Source organism: Streptomyces sp. NPDC005141, from assembly GCF_053599975.1.
Genome location: NZ_JBSFYW010000060.1, coordinates 20,279 through 35,503 on the forward strand (window position 1 = coordinate 20,279; position 15,225 = coordinate 35,503).

Genomic DNA, 15,225 nt, shown 5'->3' on the forward strand with positions numbered 1-15,225 from the left:
ACGAGCGTGCGGCTACGAGACGACGTCCCGCGGTGGCTCGCCCGCCACGAAGTCCGCGGCGTTCTGCACGGCGGCGAGCGCGATCCGTACCAGCGTCTCGCGGGTGACACCGGCGACGTGCGGCGAGAGCACCACGTTCGGTGCCTTGAGCAACCGCAGGGCCGGAGTGGGCGGTTCGGGGTCGAAGACGTCGAGGCCCGCTCCGGCCAGGGTGCCCGCGTGCAGCGCGTCCGCGAGGGCGTCCTGGTCGATCAGGGCGCCCCGCGCGGTGTTGACGACGAACGCGGTCGGCTTGAGGAGCGCGAGCCGTTCGGCGTTCAGCAGGTGCCGTGTCGCCTCGGTGAGCGGGGCGTGCAGGCTGATGTAGTCGGACGTGCGCAGCAGTTCGTCGAGTTCGACATGGCGGGCGCCGAGCCGGGCCTCCGTCTCGGCGGACACGGGCTTGGGCCCGGCGTACACGATGCTCATGTCGAACGCGACCGCGCGACGGGCGACCTCCTCGCCGATATGGCCGAGCCCCACGATGCCGAGCGTCTTGCCGGACAGTTCGGTGATGGACTGCTGCAGCCGGGGCAGCGCCCAGTCGGCTTCGGTCAACGCGGTGTGGGCGGGCACCAGTTGCTTGGCCAGGGCGAGCATGAGGGCGAAGGTCTGCTCGGCCACGTTCTGCTTCTCGGCGCCGCTGGAACCGATGTTGCACACGGGTACGCCCCGGTCGCGCGCCGCGTCCAGATCGACGTAGTCGAAGCCGTGACTCGCGCACTGGATCAGCTCCAGGTCCGGTGCGGCGGCGATGTGTTCGGCGGTCACCGGGCCGAGGCCCGTGATGAGGACGTGGGCCTCGCGCAGCGCCGCGGGGTCCTCGTCCGTCGTCTCCACGACGGTGACGCGGACCTGCCCGGGGAAGAGTGTGGCGAGCGCGGCTCCCGCCGTACGGCCGCCCACATGCGGAGAGACGATGGCCAGCACGTTCTTCGTGACGGTCATGCGGTCTCCTCGATGAGGTCGTCGGGGCCGACGGTGGCCGGGCGGGCGTGCCCGGACAGGGCGAGGGTGAGGTCGAACTCGGCGAGCAGACAGCGGACGACGTGTTCGACGCCCGCCTGCCCGTCGAGGCCGAGCCCGTAGGCGTAGGGACGTCCGACGAGGACCGCCCGCGCGCCGAGCGCGAGTGCCTTGAAGATGTCGTCGCCGGTGCGGATCCCGCTGTCGAAGAGGACGGTGAGCCGGTCGCCCACCGCCTCCGCGACGCGCGGCAGCGCGTCGGCGGCGGCGACCGACCCCGCCACCTGCCGGCCGCCGTGGTTGGAGACCACCACGCCGTCCATCCCGGCGTCGGCGGCGTGCCGGGCGTCGTCCGGGTGCAGGATGCCCTTCAGGACGATCGGCCCGTCCCAGTTCTCGCGCAGGAAGGCCAGGTCCGGCCAGGTCTTGCCGGGGTCCGCGAACATGCCCACGAAGTGCATCACGGCGGCGTTCGGGTCCTCGTGCACCGGTTTGGCCAGACCGGCCCGGAACGCCGGATCCGAGAAGTAGTTGGCGGTGCCCACACCGTGCAGGAACGGCAGGTACGCCTGGTCGAGGTCGCGCGGGCGCCAGGCCAGCAGAGGCGTGTCGAGCGTGACGAGCAGCGCGGTGAACCCGGCCGCCTTCGCCCGGTCGAGGAAGCTCCGGGTGACCTCACGGTCCTTCGCCCAGTACAGCTGGAACCAGCGCTCGGCGTCGCCCATGGCCTCGGCGACCTGCTCCATGGGGGTGCTGGAGGCGGAGGAGAGGATGTAGGGGATGCCCTGCGCGGCGGCGGCCCGTGCCGCGGCGCACTCCGCGTCCGGATGCATGATCGACAGCACGCCGATCGGGGCGAGCGCGAGCGGCGCGGGCAGCGGGCGCCCCAACACCTCCACGGACAGGTCGCGTTCATGGACGTCGCGCAGCATGCGCGGCACGATCCTGCGCCGGTCCAGCGCCGCCCGGTTGGCGCGCGCCGTGCTGCCGTTGCCCGCGCTGCCCGCCACATAGCCGACCGGACCGGGGCCGAGCCGCTGCTCGGTGAGCTCCTCCAGCCGTGTCAGATCGGTGGGCAGCCGCGGTACGGCGCCCGTCATTCCGTTCAGATAGATCTCGTACTGGAAGTCGGCCCAGTGCTTCGCCATCCGTACGTCCCGCCTCTCGTCCCTGAGACCGCGCTGTACGACGACGATCCTGGCGACTGTGACAAGTCCCGTCCACCGTGGTGCGCACAACGTGCGGCTGGGATCATCACCCTGTGACAAACAAGCCGTCCGAGGTCCGGGAACGCGTCCGGCAGGAAATGGTCGCCGACCCGCGCGTCGTGGAGGCGATCGTCGCGGCGGTCCACGAACAGGTCCCGGTGTACGCGGCGCTCGACGACAGCCGGCTCCCCGAGGTGAGGGCGATCGCGGCCTGGGGTCTTGAGCGGCTGCTCCACCTCTGGGCCACCGACGGCACGCTGGGGCCGGCCGATCTGCGGCGCTTCCGGGGCATCGCGTCGGCCCGCGCGGCGGACGGCCGCCCGGTGCAGGCGGTGCTGCGCGCCTACCGGGTCGCGGGCACCGTCCTCACGGACGAGGTCGCCGCCCGCGCGCCCCGGCTCGCCGCCGCCGACGCCTTCGCACTAGCCCGCATGCTGCTCGCCACGCTCGACACCCTCTCCGAGGAGATGGCCACCGCCTACGCCGCCACCAGCGAGGACCTGGCCGGTGACCGGACCCGGGCGCTGCGGCTGCTGCTCGACGACCTGATCGCCGGGCGGCACGCCTCGGTGGGCGCGCTGACCGACCGCTCCGCCCGGCTGGGCATCCAGCTTCCGGACCCCTTCTGCCTGCTGGCGGCGGAACCGATCGGCGCGGATCGGCCCGACCTGGCGCACGAAACGGCGACGGACCTGCTCGACACGCTGGCCGGTCCCGGGGGAGAGGCGGCGCCCCTGGCGACGGTACGAGGGTCCAGGGCCGTCCTGCTGCTGCCGCTCGCGGCGTCCGCGCGGGTGGGCGCGGTCCTGGCCGAACGGTCCTGGCGCGGGTGCGTCATCACGGGCGAGAGCCTGGACCGGGTCGCCGTCGCGCACCGGCTCGCCGCAGACGCCCTCGACACCGCGCCGGCCCACGCCCACCGGTCCGGGCGTGTCCTCACGGACGCCGACGCGCAGGTCCTCGCCCTGCTCGCCGGGCGCCCTGCCGCGGTGTCGGACCACATCGCCCGGCTGGTGCTCGGGCCGCTCACCGACACCGCTCAGCGTCATCTGCTGGAGGCGCTCACGGCGTACATCGACTCGGGCTCGGCGAACGCCGCCGCGCGGACGCTGCACCTTCATCCGCAGTCCCTGCGCTATCGCCTGCGGCGCGTCCACGAGCTGACCGGCCGCGACCCGCGCGACCCCTGGCAGCGGCTCACCCTGGACATCGCCCGAACGATCCGCGACTGAGCCGCGGCCATGGCCGGTTTCGCCCCCTCCGCCCCTACGTCCCCGGGGGCTGCCGCCGCGGGCCCCGCTTCGGCCTGGAGGGCCTCGTCCTCGATCGCGGGCCGGGCTGAGACGTTCCAGCGCCGGACGCGAAAGTTTCAGCCCCTCCGGCGTTTGAGGAGCGGGGTCCGGGGCGGAGCCCCAGGTACGGGACGGGTAGGGGCGGAGGGGGCGAACTCCCTCGGTGCGCGGCCGTCGCTCAGGGGTCCCGCGTGGCCCGCCAGCCCCGCCAGCGGTGGACGGCGATCACCGTCACCGGGCCGTCCGGTGGCCGGTTCCGGTACTGCGGGTACTTGTCGCGCAGCGCGTCGACCGCCGCGGCGTACGCGTGGACGACCTCGCCGGACCACGGCGCCCCGAGCCCCGGTTCACCGGGACCGGGACCGCCGGGACCGGGACCGCCGGGCGACGGGATGACGCGCGCGTCGCCGTCCGCCCGCACCCACCACAGTCGCTCCCAGTCCTCGTCGTAGGCGTCCACGAGCAGACAGACGGCCGGACGGGCGGCGATGTTGCGCAGCCGCCGCAGCACCGGTGACCGTTTGGGCTTGTGGTCGACGGCGGTGACGAGCCCGTCGCCGCACTGCGCGAACACGAGCGGCACCAGATGCGGGCGGCCCTCGGCGTCCACGGTAGCCAGGCGTGCCACCCGCGCCGCCAGGAAGCGGCGGCGCGCCTCGTCCTCGTCCATGTCGGGCACGATCGGCTCCGATTCCCCGGCGGCGGTCCTGTGCGGCCGTCAGCGGTGGGTGGACACGGCCTCGGCCAACTCGTCGAGCTCGCGCAGAGTCTGGTCCTCGGGCCGGGTCGGAAGGTAGAGCAGGACGCGCTCGACGCCGAGCTCCGCGTAGCGGTCGAGGGACTCCCGGTCGTGCCGGGCCGCGTACACCACCACGGCCGGCCGGTCACCCGCCGTCTTCCTCAAGTGGCCGATGCGTGCGCCCAGTTCCTCGGGCGGTACGCCGCTCGGCATCCAGGCCGCCCCGTACTCGGCGACCCGGCCGAAGGCTCGCTCGCCGTCGCCCCCGACCCAGATCGGCGGGTGTGGTCGCTGGAGGGGCTTCGGCCGCAGGTGGACCGGGTCGAAGTCGACGAAGTCGCCGTGGAACTCGGCCTCCTCCTTCGTCCACAGCTCGATGATCGCGCGGATCCGCTCGTCCATCAGGCGGCCGCGGCGGGCCGGGTCCGTTCCGTGGTTGCGCATCTCCTCCCGGTTCCAGCCGGCGCCCACTCCAAACACGGCACGGCCGCCGGAGATCAGATCGAGGGTGGCGACCTCCTTCGCGGTGATGATCGGGTCACGCTGGACCACCAGGGCGATCCCGGTGCCCAGCAGCAGTTCGCTGGTCACGGCCGCGGCGGCGCCGAGCGCCACGAACGGATCGAGCGTGCGGTAGTACATGCGCGGCAGCTCGCCGCCGGGTGGGTACGGCGTCTCCCGGCTGACCGGAATATGCGTGTGCTCGGCGATCAGCAGCGCGTCGAACCCGCGCTCCTCCAGGGCCGGTCCCAGCGCCGTGGGACCGATGCCCTCATCCGTGACGAACGTCGACACCCCGAACTTCATCCGTGACCACCTCGTCTCGTCGGCACCTGCTGCCAGTGTGGCGCGGTACCTCCGAAGCGGTGCGGTCATGGCCGTTCCGGCGGGGTCACTCCTCGTCGCCGGGGGCGTCCTGCGGTTCGGCGTCCGGGCCCTGCGAGCGGACCCGCTGCACCTGCTCCAGCGAATCGCGCAGCTCGGCGAGCCAGTCGTCGGTGTGCCGCTGCACCAGCCGGACGCACCACGCCAGGGCGTCACTGCGGCTGCGGGCGACCCCGGCGGCGATGAGGGTGTCGAGGACCTCGCGTTCGGGCTGGCGCAGCCGGGTCATGACCGGCGCGGCGACGTGCGTGAACAGGGCGCGCTCGGTGCCGCACTCCACACCCCAGGAGACCTTCTTGCCGAAGCGGTGCTCGGCCTCGCGGGCGACCGCGACGCGGTCCTCGCGGGTGCGCTCGCGGAATTCCTGGATACGGGACCGGAGGGCGGCCTCCTTCTCGGCGTCCGAGGCGCCTTCGGTGAGCCTCGGCTCGGGGATGCGGCCGACGACGGTGATCTCCTCACGGTCCACCGTCACCTCCGCCAGGCTCTCGAAGAGATCGTCGGGCAGGCGGCCGGCGAACCAGCCGCGCAGCTTCTCGCGTTGCTCCGTTGTAATCATGTAATGACGATTACTCCATTGCGGAGGATGTGCAAGGGGTGCGGGGGGAAGTCCGCCGTAAGCGGAAGGCAAGGCGCCATGCGGGTTGAAGCGGAATGTTTCAGGCCTATTGCTGAGGCATGTCAATCCGGCCAGGTGGCCGTCAGTGACGATCAACAACCGCTCAGTTCCGGGCTTCAGGCGTTCGAATTCTGTAACTTCACGCCACTGATTCAATACTCAAAGTTACTGAAACACGTGGGGTCGATGTGTGTTTCCTGTGCGGACTCGGCAGACTCGCGCTCGCCGAACCGGCACTCGACCGAGCCGGTATCGCATTCGATCGAGCGGAAGGATGCACACAATGCCGAACACCGCGCGCTGGGCAGCGACTCTCACTCTGACGGCCACCGCCGTCTGCGGCCCCCTGGTGGGGTCCGCCCACGCAGCCCCCAGCCTCGCCCCGTCCGGGCTCTACGCCCCCTCTGCCCTGGTGCTCACCACGGGCCACGGACAGAGCGCGGCCGTCGCCACCCCGGAACGCGCCGTCACCCTCAACTGCGCCCCGACCGCCTCCGGGACCCACCCGGCCGCGGTCGACGCCTGCGCCGAACTCCGGGGGATCAAGGGTGACCTCGACGGGCTGACGGCCAGAAACGACGTCTTCTGTACGAGGCAGTACGACCCTGTCGTGGTCACGGTGGCCGGCGTCTGGCAGGGCAAGCGCGTCGCGTACGAGCACACCTTCGCCAACGAGTGCGTGAAGAACTCCTACGGGATGACCGTCTTCGCGTTCTGAGACCGGGATCGCGTGGTCCTTGTGGACATGGACCGGGGCACGTGGCTGGGGAGCGCGAGCCCCGTCGCGAGGTGCCATGTGATTTCGCACCGAGGGTCGGCCGGACAGAGTGGGGCTGTCGGCCGGCCCTCGGCATTTCCGCGTGTACCGCCCGGTCCGTGCGTACCGCAGGACGACGGTCCCGGCCCGTGGACCGCCCCTCCTGCGGGCGATCCGCTGCCGCCCGTGCGCCGCACGGCCCAGGCGCTTCACCGTTCCGAGTCACCCCGGATGCCGACACGGCCGGGACGGCGTAGCCGTGGAACATGGGTGCACTCGGCGAATGGGACCAGCGGCTCTTCACACGGGTGGCCGCGGCGCGGGTGCCGGCGGCCGATCCGGCGCTGCGGCGGCTCAGCCTCGCGGCCAACCACGGACGCCTGTGGCTCGGGACGGCGGCGGGGATGAGCCTGGTCGGCGGGCACACGGCGCGACGGGCGGCGCTGCGCGGCCTCGGCTCCCTGGCGCTGGCCTCGTTCACCGTCAACACGCTGGTGAAGTGGAGCGCCCGCCGCCCCCGCCCGCTGCTGGAGGGCGTCCCGTCGATCCGGCACCTGGCTCGTCAGCCGCACACCACATCCTTCCCCTCCGGGCACTCCGCCTCCGCCGCGGCCTTCGCCACCGCGGTCGCCCTGGAGTCCACGCGTTACGGCGCGGTGGTCGCGCCCGTGGCGGCCGCCGTCGCCTTCTCGCGTGTGTACGTCGGGGTCCACTACCCGGGAGACGTGCTCGCCGGAGTGGCCATCGGCGCGGGCGCGGCCGCCCTCACCTGCCACTGGTGGCCGCCACGCGCCGCCGTACCGGAACGGGAGCGACCCGCGGCGCGGGCGCCCGCGCTGCCGCTCGGCAAGGGGCTGGTCGTCTTCGTCAACAGCCGGGCCGGCGCCGGTGCGCCCGCGGCACCGCTGCCGCCCTCCGAGCGGCTGCGCGCCCTGCTGCCCGAGGCCGAGCTGATCGAGCGCGGCCCCGGTGACGACTTCGCGGAGCGGCTCGGCGCGGCGGCCGACCGGGCCGCGGAGACCGGTGGAGCGCTGGGTGTCTGCGGCGGCGACGGCAGCGTCAACGCCGCCGCCCGCGCGGCGGCCGAACGAGGGCTGGCGCTGGCCGTGTTCCCCGGCGGCACCCTCAACCACTTCGCGCTGGACGTGGGCGTCCCGGACTTCGAGGACACCTCCGTGGCGGTCGCCGGGGGCGAGGCGGTGACGGTGGACATCGGCGTGGCCCGCTCGGGCTCCGGACAGGACATGCCGTTCCTGAACACCTTCAGTATCGGCCTGTACCCCGAACTCGTGCGTCTCAGGGAGAAGTTGGAGCAGCGGTGGGGCAAGTGGCCGGCGGCGGCCGTCGCTCTGGTCCGGGTGCTGAACACCGCGGGCCCGATCGAGCTGACCATCAACGGGCGGCCCCGCCGCCTGTGGCTGCTGTTCGCGGGCAACGGGCGCTACGTCCCCGAGGGCTTCGCCCCCTCCTTCCGGCCGCGCCTGGACGACGGACTGCTCGATCTGCGCCTGGTCGACGGCGACCACCGGCTCGCGCGTACCCGGGTCGTCGCCTCCGCGCTCCTCGGGACCCTGCGTCACTCGCGGGTCTACAGCGCCGAACGGGTTCCCTGGGTGGAGCTGGACGGGATCTCCGGCGCGGACACCCTCGCGTACGACGGCGAAGTCCACCACGGTGCGGCCGGGTTGCGGCTGGAGAAGGAGCGCCGGGCCCTGGTCGTGTACCGGCCCGCCCGGCAGGGGAACGAACTGCGCCAGGAGGCGCGCCGGGTCGCCGCGACGGCCCGCTACCGGCGACGGGTGAGGGGCCGCCGTCTCCCTGCGGACGGCGGCCCCTCGGCCTGATGGGTGAATCGGTCAGGACACGATCACATGTGGACGACCGGTGCGGCGTCCGGGTCCTGGACCGGCTTGCCGCGACGGTAGAGCACCAGCGCGATGAGCGCTCCGGAGGCGAAGAAGCCGGCCGACCACCAGAAGGCGGTGGTGTAGCTCTCGATCGTGGACTGGGCCCGGACCAGCTTGTCCGTCGGGTCCTTGCCGACGAGGTAGCTGGTCGCGGCGCTCGCGGCCAGCGTGTTCAGCAGCGCGGTGCCGATCGAACCGCCCACCTGCTGCATGGTGTTGACGGTCGCGGAGGCGACGCCCGCGTCCTCGGGGGCGATCCCGCTGGTGGCCAGCGACATGGCGGGCGGCATCACCATGCCGAGTCCGGCGCCGATGAGGAGCAGCTGCGGCAGGACGTCGGTCGAGAAGGACGAGCCGATGCCGATACCGGTCAGCCAGGCCATGCCGAGCGCGGCGACCGCGAAGCCCGCGGGGATGACGGCCTTGGGACCGATCCGGGGCACCAGGATCGTGGTGGAGACCTGGGCCATGACCATCAGGGCCGCCATCATCGGCAGGAAGGCCACACCGGTCCTGGTGGGGCTGAAGCCGAGGTTCAGCTGCAGGTAGTAGGTGAGGAAGAGGAAGACGCCGAACATGCCCGCGCCGGTGATGAGCACCGCGAGGAACGAGGCGGCCCGGTTGCGGTCGAGCAGGACGCGCATCGGGAGCAGCGGGTGCTTGGCCCGCGTCTGCCACCACGTGAACGCGCTCAGCAGGATTCCGCCCGCGACGAGGAAGCCCCAGGTGGCCGGTGAACTCCAGTCGTGCGTCTCGGCGTTGGAGAAGCCGAAGACCACGGCGAAGAGACCGGTGGAGACCAGCAGGGTGCCCGGCAGGTCGAGCTTGGAGTTCGCCGCGTCCCGGTGACCGCTCAGCAGCACCCAGCCGCCGGCGAAGGCGACGACCGCGAAGACGAGGTTGACGAACAGCGTCCAGCGCCAGTCGAGCGCGTCGGTCAGGACGCCGCCGAGCAGCAGGCCCACCGCGCCACCGGCACCGGCGATCGCGCCGTACACGCTGAAGGCCTTGGCGCGCTCCTTGGCGTCGGTGAACGTCGTGTTCAGCAGGGAGAGTGCGGCCGGCGCGAGGAGGGCTCCGAAGACACCTTGCAGCGCGCGGGCGGTGACCAGCATCCCGAAGCTGGTCGAGGCGCCGCCCAGGACGGAGGCCCCGGCGAATCCGACGACACCGACCAGGAAGGCGGGCTTGCGCCCGAAGAGGTCGGCGATGCGCCCGCCGAGCAGCAGCAGGGAGGCGAAGGCCAGGGAGTAGGCGGTGACGATCCACTGCCGGTTGCCGTCGGAGAAGCCGAGGTCCGCCTGGGCGGAGGGCAGGGCGATGTTCACGATGGTGGCGTCGAGGACCACCATCAGCTGCGCGATGCCGATGATCGAGAGGATCCACCACCGCCGCTTCGACGAAGGTGCGGACGTCACGTCCGCGGCACCCGTTCCGGTGCCTTTGGTCAAGGTCTGGGACATGGGAGAAGCACTCCAGGGAAGTCGCTCGGTGCGTGCACGTAAACGAAACGGTTTCGTACACATCGACGTTTTGAGGTTAGACCCCGTCGAGCGAAACGGCAACGTTTCGCTAGGCGGGCCGGGTGTGAGCTGCGTCCCACCCATTCCTTGACGTTCATATAACTGCAGAGGCATATTGGAACCATGTCCGACGCCTCCCTCTGGGCCGCCCTCGCCGACCCCCACCGGCGGGCCATCGTCGCGCTGCTCCTGGAGCGGCCACGGGCCGTCGGTGAGATCGTCGAGGCGTGCGGGCTCAGCCAGCCGGGCACCTCGAAGCACCTGCGGGTGCTGCGCGACGCGGGGCTCGTCCGGGTACGGCAGGACGCGCAACGCCGGGTCTACGCCCTCGACCCGGCCCCCATCGCCGCACTCGACGCCTGGCTCGCCCCGTACCGCACGCTGTGGAACGAGAGCCTGGACGCCCTCGGCCGCCGCCTGGACGAGGATCCGGACCGCCTGGCGGGCGAGCCGCCGGACCACCCCGAAGAGCCGTTCCCGCACGATCGAAGGCAGCCGAACGGCGAATCACCCGCACCGAAGACTCCCTCGCCGAAGGCACCCCCACCGAAGGACTGAGCCACCATGTCCGCCGAATCCACCGCCCTCACCGGGACCTACCTCATCCTGGACGACGGCCGCGCCGCCGTCCGCTTCAGCCGCACCTACGACCATCCCGTCGACCGGGTCTGGCGGTTCGTGACCGACCCCGACGAGCTGGCCGCGTGGTTCCCCTCCCGCGCCGAGATGGAGCTGCGCCCCGGCGGCACGATCACCTTCAGCGGCGATCCGAACATGCCGGCATCCACGGGCCGCGTCCTCGCCGTCGACCCGCCCCGCCACCTCTCCTTCGCATGGGGCGGCGACGAACTGCGCTTCGACCTCGAAGCCCTCGACGGCGGGCGTACCCGCTTCACGCTCACCGACGTGCTCGCCGAGCGGAACACGGCCGCCCGCAACGGCGCCGGCTGGGAGGTGTGCCTCACCGCCCTCGACGCGGCGGCACGCGGCGAGCGGTCCGACGGCCCGCACGCCGGGGGGAACGCGCCCTGGAAAGAGATCTACCGCGGCTACGTGGAGGCGGGCGTCCCCTCCGGCGCCCCGGTCCCGGGAACGGACTGACCGCTCAGGCCAGCTGCCGCCGCACCAGCTCGTGCAGCCGCCCGCCCGTGTCCGCCAACAGCTGTGCGGGCGAGCCCTGCTGGGCGACCCGGCCGTCCTCCATCACGATGACACGATCCGCGTCCAGTACCGTCGACAGCCGGTGCGCGATCACGACCCGGGTGGCGTTCAGCGCCTTGGTGCTCTCGATCACCGTGCGCTGCGTCGCGTTGTCGAGGGCGCTGGTCGCCTCGTCGAAGAAGAGGATGCGCGGCCGTCGTATCAACGCCTGGGCGATCATGAGACGCTGGCGCTGGCCGCCCGAGATCGCGCCGCTGCCCGACACGAGCGTGTGCAGACCCATCGGCATCCGCCTGATGTCCTCGGCCAGACCCGCCATCTCGGCCGCCGCCATCGCCTCCTCCGGCGTGTACGGCTCGGTGCCGCAGATGCAGTCGAGGATGGACCCCGTGAACGGCTGCGCGTGCTGGAGCACCACCCCGCACTGACGGCGTACGGCGGACTGGTCGAGCGCCGCCAGATCCTGGCCGTCGTAGAGCACACTGCCCGACACCGGCCTGTCGAAGCCGATCAGCAGCCGCAGCAAGGTGGACTTGCCGCAGCCGCTCGGCCCGACGACCGCCACGAACTCACCCGGCCGGATGTCGAACGACACATCGTCGAGGACGAGCGGACCGTCGTCGGCGTACCGGAACGACAGCCGCCGCGCCTCGATCCCGCCGGACAGCACACCGGGACGGGTGCTCGCCACGCGCACCTCGGGCGTCGCGTCGAGGACCGGCCTGATCTCCTCGAACATCGGCAGCGCGGCCGCAGCCGAGACGAACGCGCCGGTGATCTGGGTGACCGAGGTCAGCAGCATCGTCATCGACGTGTTGAAGGTCAGGAAGTCGGCGGCCGACAGCGAGCCCTGCGCCGGGCCCGCCAGCAGCATGAACATCAGCAGGGAGCACAGCGGCAGATACACCGCGCCCATCACCGTCGTCAGGTTCTTGATGCGTCCGACCTGCCGCTGGAGTTCACGGCTGCGCGCGAACTCGCCCGCCCAGGCCGCGTACGCGTAGTTCTCGGCCGCCGCGACCCGCAGCTTGGGCAGTCCGCGCAGGGTCTGGAAGGCCTGGTTGTTGAGCTTGTTGCTCAGCACCACCAGATGGCGCTGCCGGCGCACCTGCCACAGACCGAGGCCGAGGAACACCGCCGCGATGACCACGAGCATGCCGATCGCGGCCAGCGCCATGGGCACGCTGTACCAGAGCAGCAGGCCCAGGTTCATCGCGCCGACCGTGCCCGCCTGCGCGAGCGTCGGGCCGACACCCGCGAGAAGACGGCGGATCGCGCTGATACCCATCGCGGCGCCGGCGAGCTCACCGGTCGAGCGGGAGGCGAAGAACGCCGTCGGCAGCCGCAACAACCGGTCCCACACGGCAGGTTGGAGGCTCGCCTCGATCCGGCCCTCCATCCGCAGCAGACTCAGGTTCTGCAACAGCATGAACGCCGCCGACACCACACTGGTGACCATCAGCGCGAGACAGACCTGCACGATGAGGCCGTGCTGGGCCTTCGGCACATACTCGCCGAGCACCTTGCCGGTCGCGATCGGCACCAGCGCGCCGATCGCCACGGTCACCAGCCCGCTGATCGCGAGGTTGCGCAGATCTCCACCGGTACCCGTCAGACAGAACCGCAGCAGCCTCAGCGGGCTCAGCCGCCGCTCGGGCAGCGGACGGTAGAACATCACGGCCTGCGCCTCGAACTCCGCCGCGTTGGCCCTCTCGACCGGCGTCTCCCGACCGGACGACGGCTGCACGGCCACATACCCGCCGCGCCGCCACAACAGCGCCACCGGCGCACCGGACACCGCCCGATGACCGACCAGCGGCCCGATGTCGTCGCGCCACCAGCGCCCGTCGAGACGTACGGCACGGGTACGGACACGTGAGGCGAGCGCGATCCGCTCCACGGGGTCGAGCCGCTCGCTCTCCGTGCCGCTCTGCGCCTGCTCGGCGAGGGTGATCCCGGCCGCGCGGGCGACCAGCGCGCAGGCCGCGTACGTGGCGTCCGTGTCGGCCGCGGTCGGGCGCTTCGCCGACGACCTGCCCATCGAGGCGAGCAGCGTGCGGTCGGCCTGGGCGCGAACGGCCTCACCGGCCTTGATGCCCGCCGCCGTACGGTCCTCGTGACCGGCCTCCACCTGCTCGATCCACCGGTCGAGGGTGGACAGCAGCCGGAACTGGTGATCGACCATGCCCTGCCAGACACCGGAGTCCATCAGCAGGTCGGCCGCCGCCTCGGCCCCGTACAGGGAGCCGTACTGCACACTTCCCGGCGGGACCTGCATCCAGAACACGTCGTCGTCGGTGGGCGCCGCCGCGTTCTCCGTGGCCATCGGCGCCTGGAAGAGGATGGACAGGCTGCGTCCGACGCCGAGGGCGAGGGCGTGCTCCAGCGGGCTCGACGCCGGCGGCACGTACCGCGGGTTGCCGTACTCGTCGTACGACCAGGTCGCCGTGTTGGCCTGCTGGTACAGCTCGCGCAACCCGATCCGGCGCACGGCACAGTCGCGCAACGGCCGCCCGACCAGGGTGTGCTGGGGGCCCGCCACCGGGCCGAGCAGCAGGGAGCCCGCTTCGAGCCGGCCGAGGTGATACCAGTGACCCTGCTGCGCGGCGTCGACCGCGAACAGGTCCATGGCGCCCGCGGCCACCAGCCACAGGACCTGCGGCCCCTCCAGGTCGAGACGGCTCAACCCCGCACAGTCGACCGGCATCCCCATCCCGCCGAGCGCACCGAGCACGACGTCCTGCTCGTGGACGCCCTCGTGAACCGTGGTCATCTGATTCCTCCGTGTATGCTCCGCGCCTTCAGGGAGAGTGGAGACGGGTTCCTGCGGAGCAGGGGAAGGAGCTGCGATGCGCTGCGAGGGCGGATCGTGGTGCCCTGGCTTGCAGGTTTGTTCCTTGGTTGTGGTCGCGTTAGCTTGTGGGCGTGTCCAGGCACCCTGTGAAGCGGGCGTTCAGGTACCGCTTCTATCCCAGTGATGCGCAGGCGGCTGAGCTGGGGCGGACGTTCGGGTGTGTGCGGAAGGTCTACAACCTGGCGCTGGCGGCCCGGACCGAGGCGTGGGCGCGGCAGGAAAGGGTCACCTACAGCGCCACGTCCGCGATGCTGACCGGGTGGAAGAAGACTGAGGAACTGGCCTTCCTGAATGAGGTGTCGTCGGTGCCGTTGCAGCAGGCGCTGCGGCACCTGCAGACGGCGTTCGCGCACTTCTTCGCCCAGCGGGCCAAGTATCCGCGTTTCAAGTCCCGCAAGAAGTCCCGTAAGTCGGCCGAGTACACCACGTCGGCGTTCCGCTTTCGCGACGGGAAGCTGACGCTGGCGAAGATGGCGGAGCCTTTGGACATCGTCTGGTCCCGGCCGCTGCCCGAGGGGGTGAAGCCGTCCACCGTGACGGTCTCGCAGGACGGTGCCGGCCGCTGGTTCGTTGCAATGCTGTGCGAGGACCCGACCGTGAAGCCGCTGCCCACAACGGATGCGATGGTCGGCGTCGATGTCGGCCTGCACCATCTGCTGACCCTCTCCACCGGTGAGAAGATCGCCAACCCCAGGCATGGGCGCCGTGACCACGGCCGGCTGGCCAAGGCCCAGCGCAGTCTTGCCCGTAAGGCCAGCGGTGACGGCGCCAACCGGCAGAAGGCCCGGCGCAAGGTCGCGAAGATCCACGCGAGGATCGCCGACCGCCGTCGTGACGGGCTGCACAAGCTGACCACCCGACTCGTTCGTGAGAACCAAACGATCGTGATCGAGGATCTGACCGTGCACACCATGGTCAAGCGCCGGAGTCTGGCCCGTGCCATCAGCGACGCGGCATGGGCGGAGTTCCGCAACCTTTTGGAGTACAAGGCCGCTTGGTACGGGCGGGAAGTGATCGCGGTCGACCGCTTCTTCCCCTCCTCCAAGCTGTGCTCCTGCTGCGGCACCCTCCAAACGAAGCTGCCGCTGCACGTTCGGACCTGGATGTGCGAGTGCGGCACGACTCACGACCGGGACGTGAACGCAGCGAAGAACCTTCTGGCCGCCGGACGGGCGGTGTCGGCCTGTGGAGCGGATGTAAGACCTCAACGGAGAACTCCCGACGGGCAGTCGGCAACGAAGCAGGAAGCCTCACGGCGCAAGCCGTAAGAATCTC

Annotated in this window: 13 protein-coding genes; 6 read left to right on the plus strand and 7 right to left on the minus strand. The window is 71.6% G+C overall.

Annotation, left to right across the window (positions count from 1 at the left end):
• Nucleotides 1–12 precede the first annotated feature (12 nt).
• Together ACWD68_RS33480 and ACWD68_RS33485 are read right to left on the minus strand one after the other, a co-directional pair.
• The gene (locus tag ACWD68_RS33480; RefSeq protein ID WP_451810213.1) at nt 13–987 is read right to left on the minus strand and encodes a 2-hydroxyacid dehydrogenase; all 975 of its coding nucleotides are present in this window, start codon (nt 985–987) and stop codon (nt 13–15) included.
• Nucleotides 984–2,153, minus strand: coding sequence for a lactate 2-monooxygenase (locus tag ACWD68_RS33485; RefSeq protein WP_451810214.1), 1,170 nt, complete (start codon nt 2,151–2,153; stop codon nt 984–986). Before ACWD68_RS33485 ends, ACWD68_RS33480 begins: the two co-directional genes overlap by 4 nt.
• Nucleotides 2,154–2,266: 113 nt before the next feature.
• Here ACWD68_RS33485 and ACWD68_RS33490 point away from each other — a divergent pair, with 113 nt between their 5' ends.
• A complete protein-coding gene (locus ACWD68_RS33490; RefSeq protein ID WP_451810215.1) occupies nt 2,267–3,445 on the plus strand; it encodes a PucR family transcriptional regulator in 1,179 nt (392 codons plus the stop codon).
• Nucleotides 3,446–3,683: 238 nt separating this feature from the next.
• Here the strand turns inward: ACWD68_RS33490 and ACWD68_RS33495 are convergent, their stop codons facing one another.
• The 3 genes from ACWD68_RS33495 to ACWD68_RS33505 form a co-directional block, all read right to left on the minus strand.
• Entirely contained in the window at nt 3,684–4,175 is a 492-nt protein-coding gene (locus ACWD68_RS33495; protein WP_451810216.1) for a TIGR03668 family PPOX class F420-dependent oxidoreductase, read from the minus strand.
• 48 nt (nt 4,176–4,223) lie between these two features.
• A complete protein-coding gene (locus ACWD68_RS33500) occupies nt 4,224–5,051 on the minus strand; it encodes an LLM class F420-dependent oxidoreductase (RefSeq protein ID WP_451810217.1) in 828 nt (275 codons plus the stop codon).
• A gap of 85 nt (nt 5,052–5,136) precedes the next feature.
• The gene (locus ACWD68_RS33505; RefSeq protein WP_451810218.1) at nt 5,137–5,688 is read right to left on the minus strand and encodes a hypothetical protein; all 552 of its coding nucleotides are present in this window, start codon (nt 5,686–5,688) and stop codon (nt 5,137–5,139) included.
• 343 nt (nt 5,689–6,031) lie between these two features.
• Here ACWD68_RS33505 and ACWD68_RS33510 point away from each other — a divergent pair, with 343 nt between their 5' ends.
• Together ACWD68_RS33510 and ACWD68_RS33515 are read left to right on the plus strand one after the other, a co-directional pair.
• Complete coding sequence (locus ACWD68_RS33510) at nt 6,032–6,466, plus strand: protease inhibitor (RefSeq protein WP_266764374.1); 435 nt, start codon at nt 6,032–6,034, stop codon at nt 6,464–6,466.
• A gap of 305 nt (nt 6,467–6,771) precedes the next feature.
• The gene (locus tag ACWD68_RS33515; protein ID WP_451810219.1) at nt 6,772–8,349 is read left to right on the plus strand and encodes a phosphatase PAP2 family protein; all 1,578 of its coding nucleotides are present in this window, start codon (nt 6,772–6,774) and stop codon (nt 8,347–8,349) included.
• A 23-nt stretch (nt 8,350–8,372) separates the two neighbouring features.
• Here ACWD68_RS33515 and ACWD68_RS33520 read toward each other — a convergent pair whose 3' ends face one another.
• Nucleotides 8,373–9,875, minus strand: coding sequence for an MFS transporter (locus ACWD68_RS33520; RefSeq protein WP_451810220.1), 1,503 nt, complete (start codon nt 9,873–9,875; stop codon nt 8,373–8,375).
• Between the two features lie 183 nt (nt 9,876–10,058).
• Here ACWD68_RS33520 and ACWD68_RS33525 point away from each other — a divergent pair, with 183 nt between their 5' ends.
• On the plus strand, nt 10,059–10,493 hold the full coding sequence (locus ACWD68_RS33525) for an ArsR/SmtB family transcription factor (protein ID WP_451810221.1): 435 nt from the start codon (nt 10,059–10,061) through the stop codon (nt 10,491–10,493).
• A gap of 6 nt (nt 10,494–10,499) precedes the next feature.
• Nucleotides 10,500–11,036: an SRPBCC family protein gene (locus ACWD68_RS33530; protein ID WP_451810222.1), complete on the plus strand. Its 537-nt coding sequence runs from the start codon at nt 10,500–10,502 to the stop codon at nt 11,034–11,036.
• Nucleotides 11,037–11,040: 4 nt separating this feature from the next.
• Here ACWD68_RS33530 and ACWD68_RS33535 read toward each other — a convergent pair whose 3' ends face one another.
• A complete protein-coding gene (locus ACWD68_RS33535) occupies nt 11,041–13,869 on the minus strand; it encodes an NHLP bacteriocin export ABC transporter permease/ATPase subunit (RefSeq protein WP_451810223.1) in 2,829 nt (942 codons plus the stop codon).
• Between the two features lie 152 nt (nt 13,870–14,021).
• On the opposite strand from ACWD68_RS33535, the gene ACWD68_RS33540 reads away from it, so the two are divergent.
• A complete protein-coding gene (locus tag ACWD68_RS33540) occupies nt 14,022–15,218 on the plus strand; it encodes an RNA-guided endonuclease InsQ/TnpB family protein (protein ID WP_451810224.1) in 1,197 nt (398 codons plus the stop codon).
• Nucleotides 15,219–15,225 lie beyond the last annotated feature (7 nt).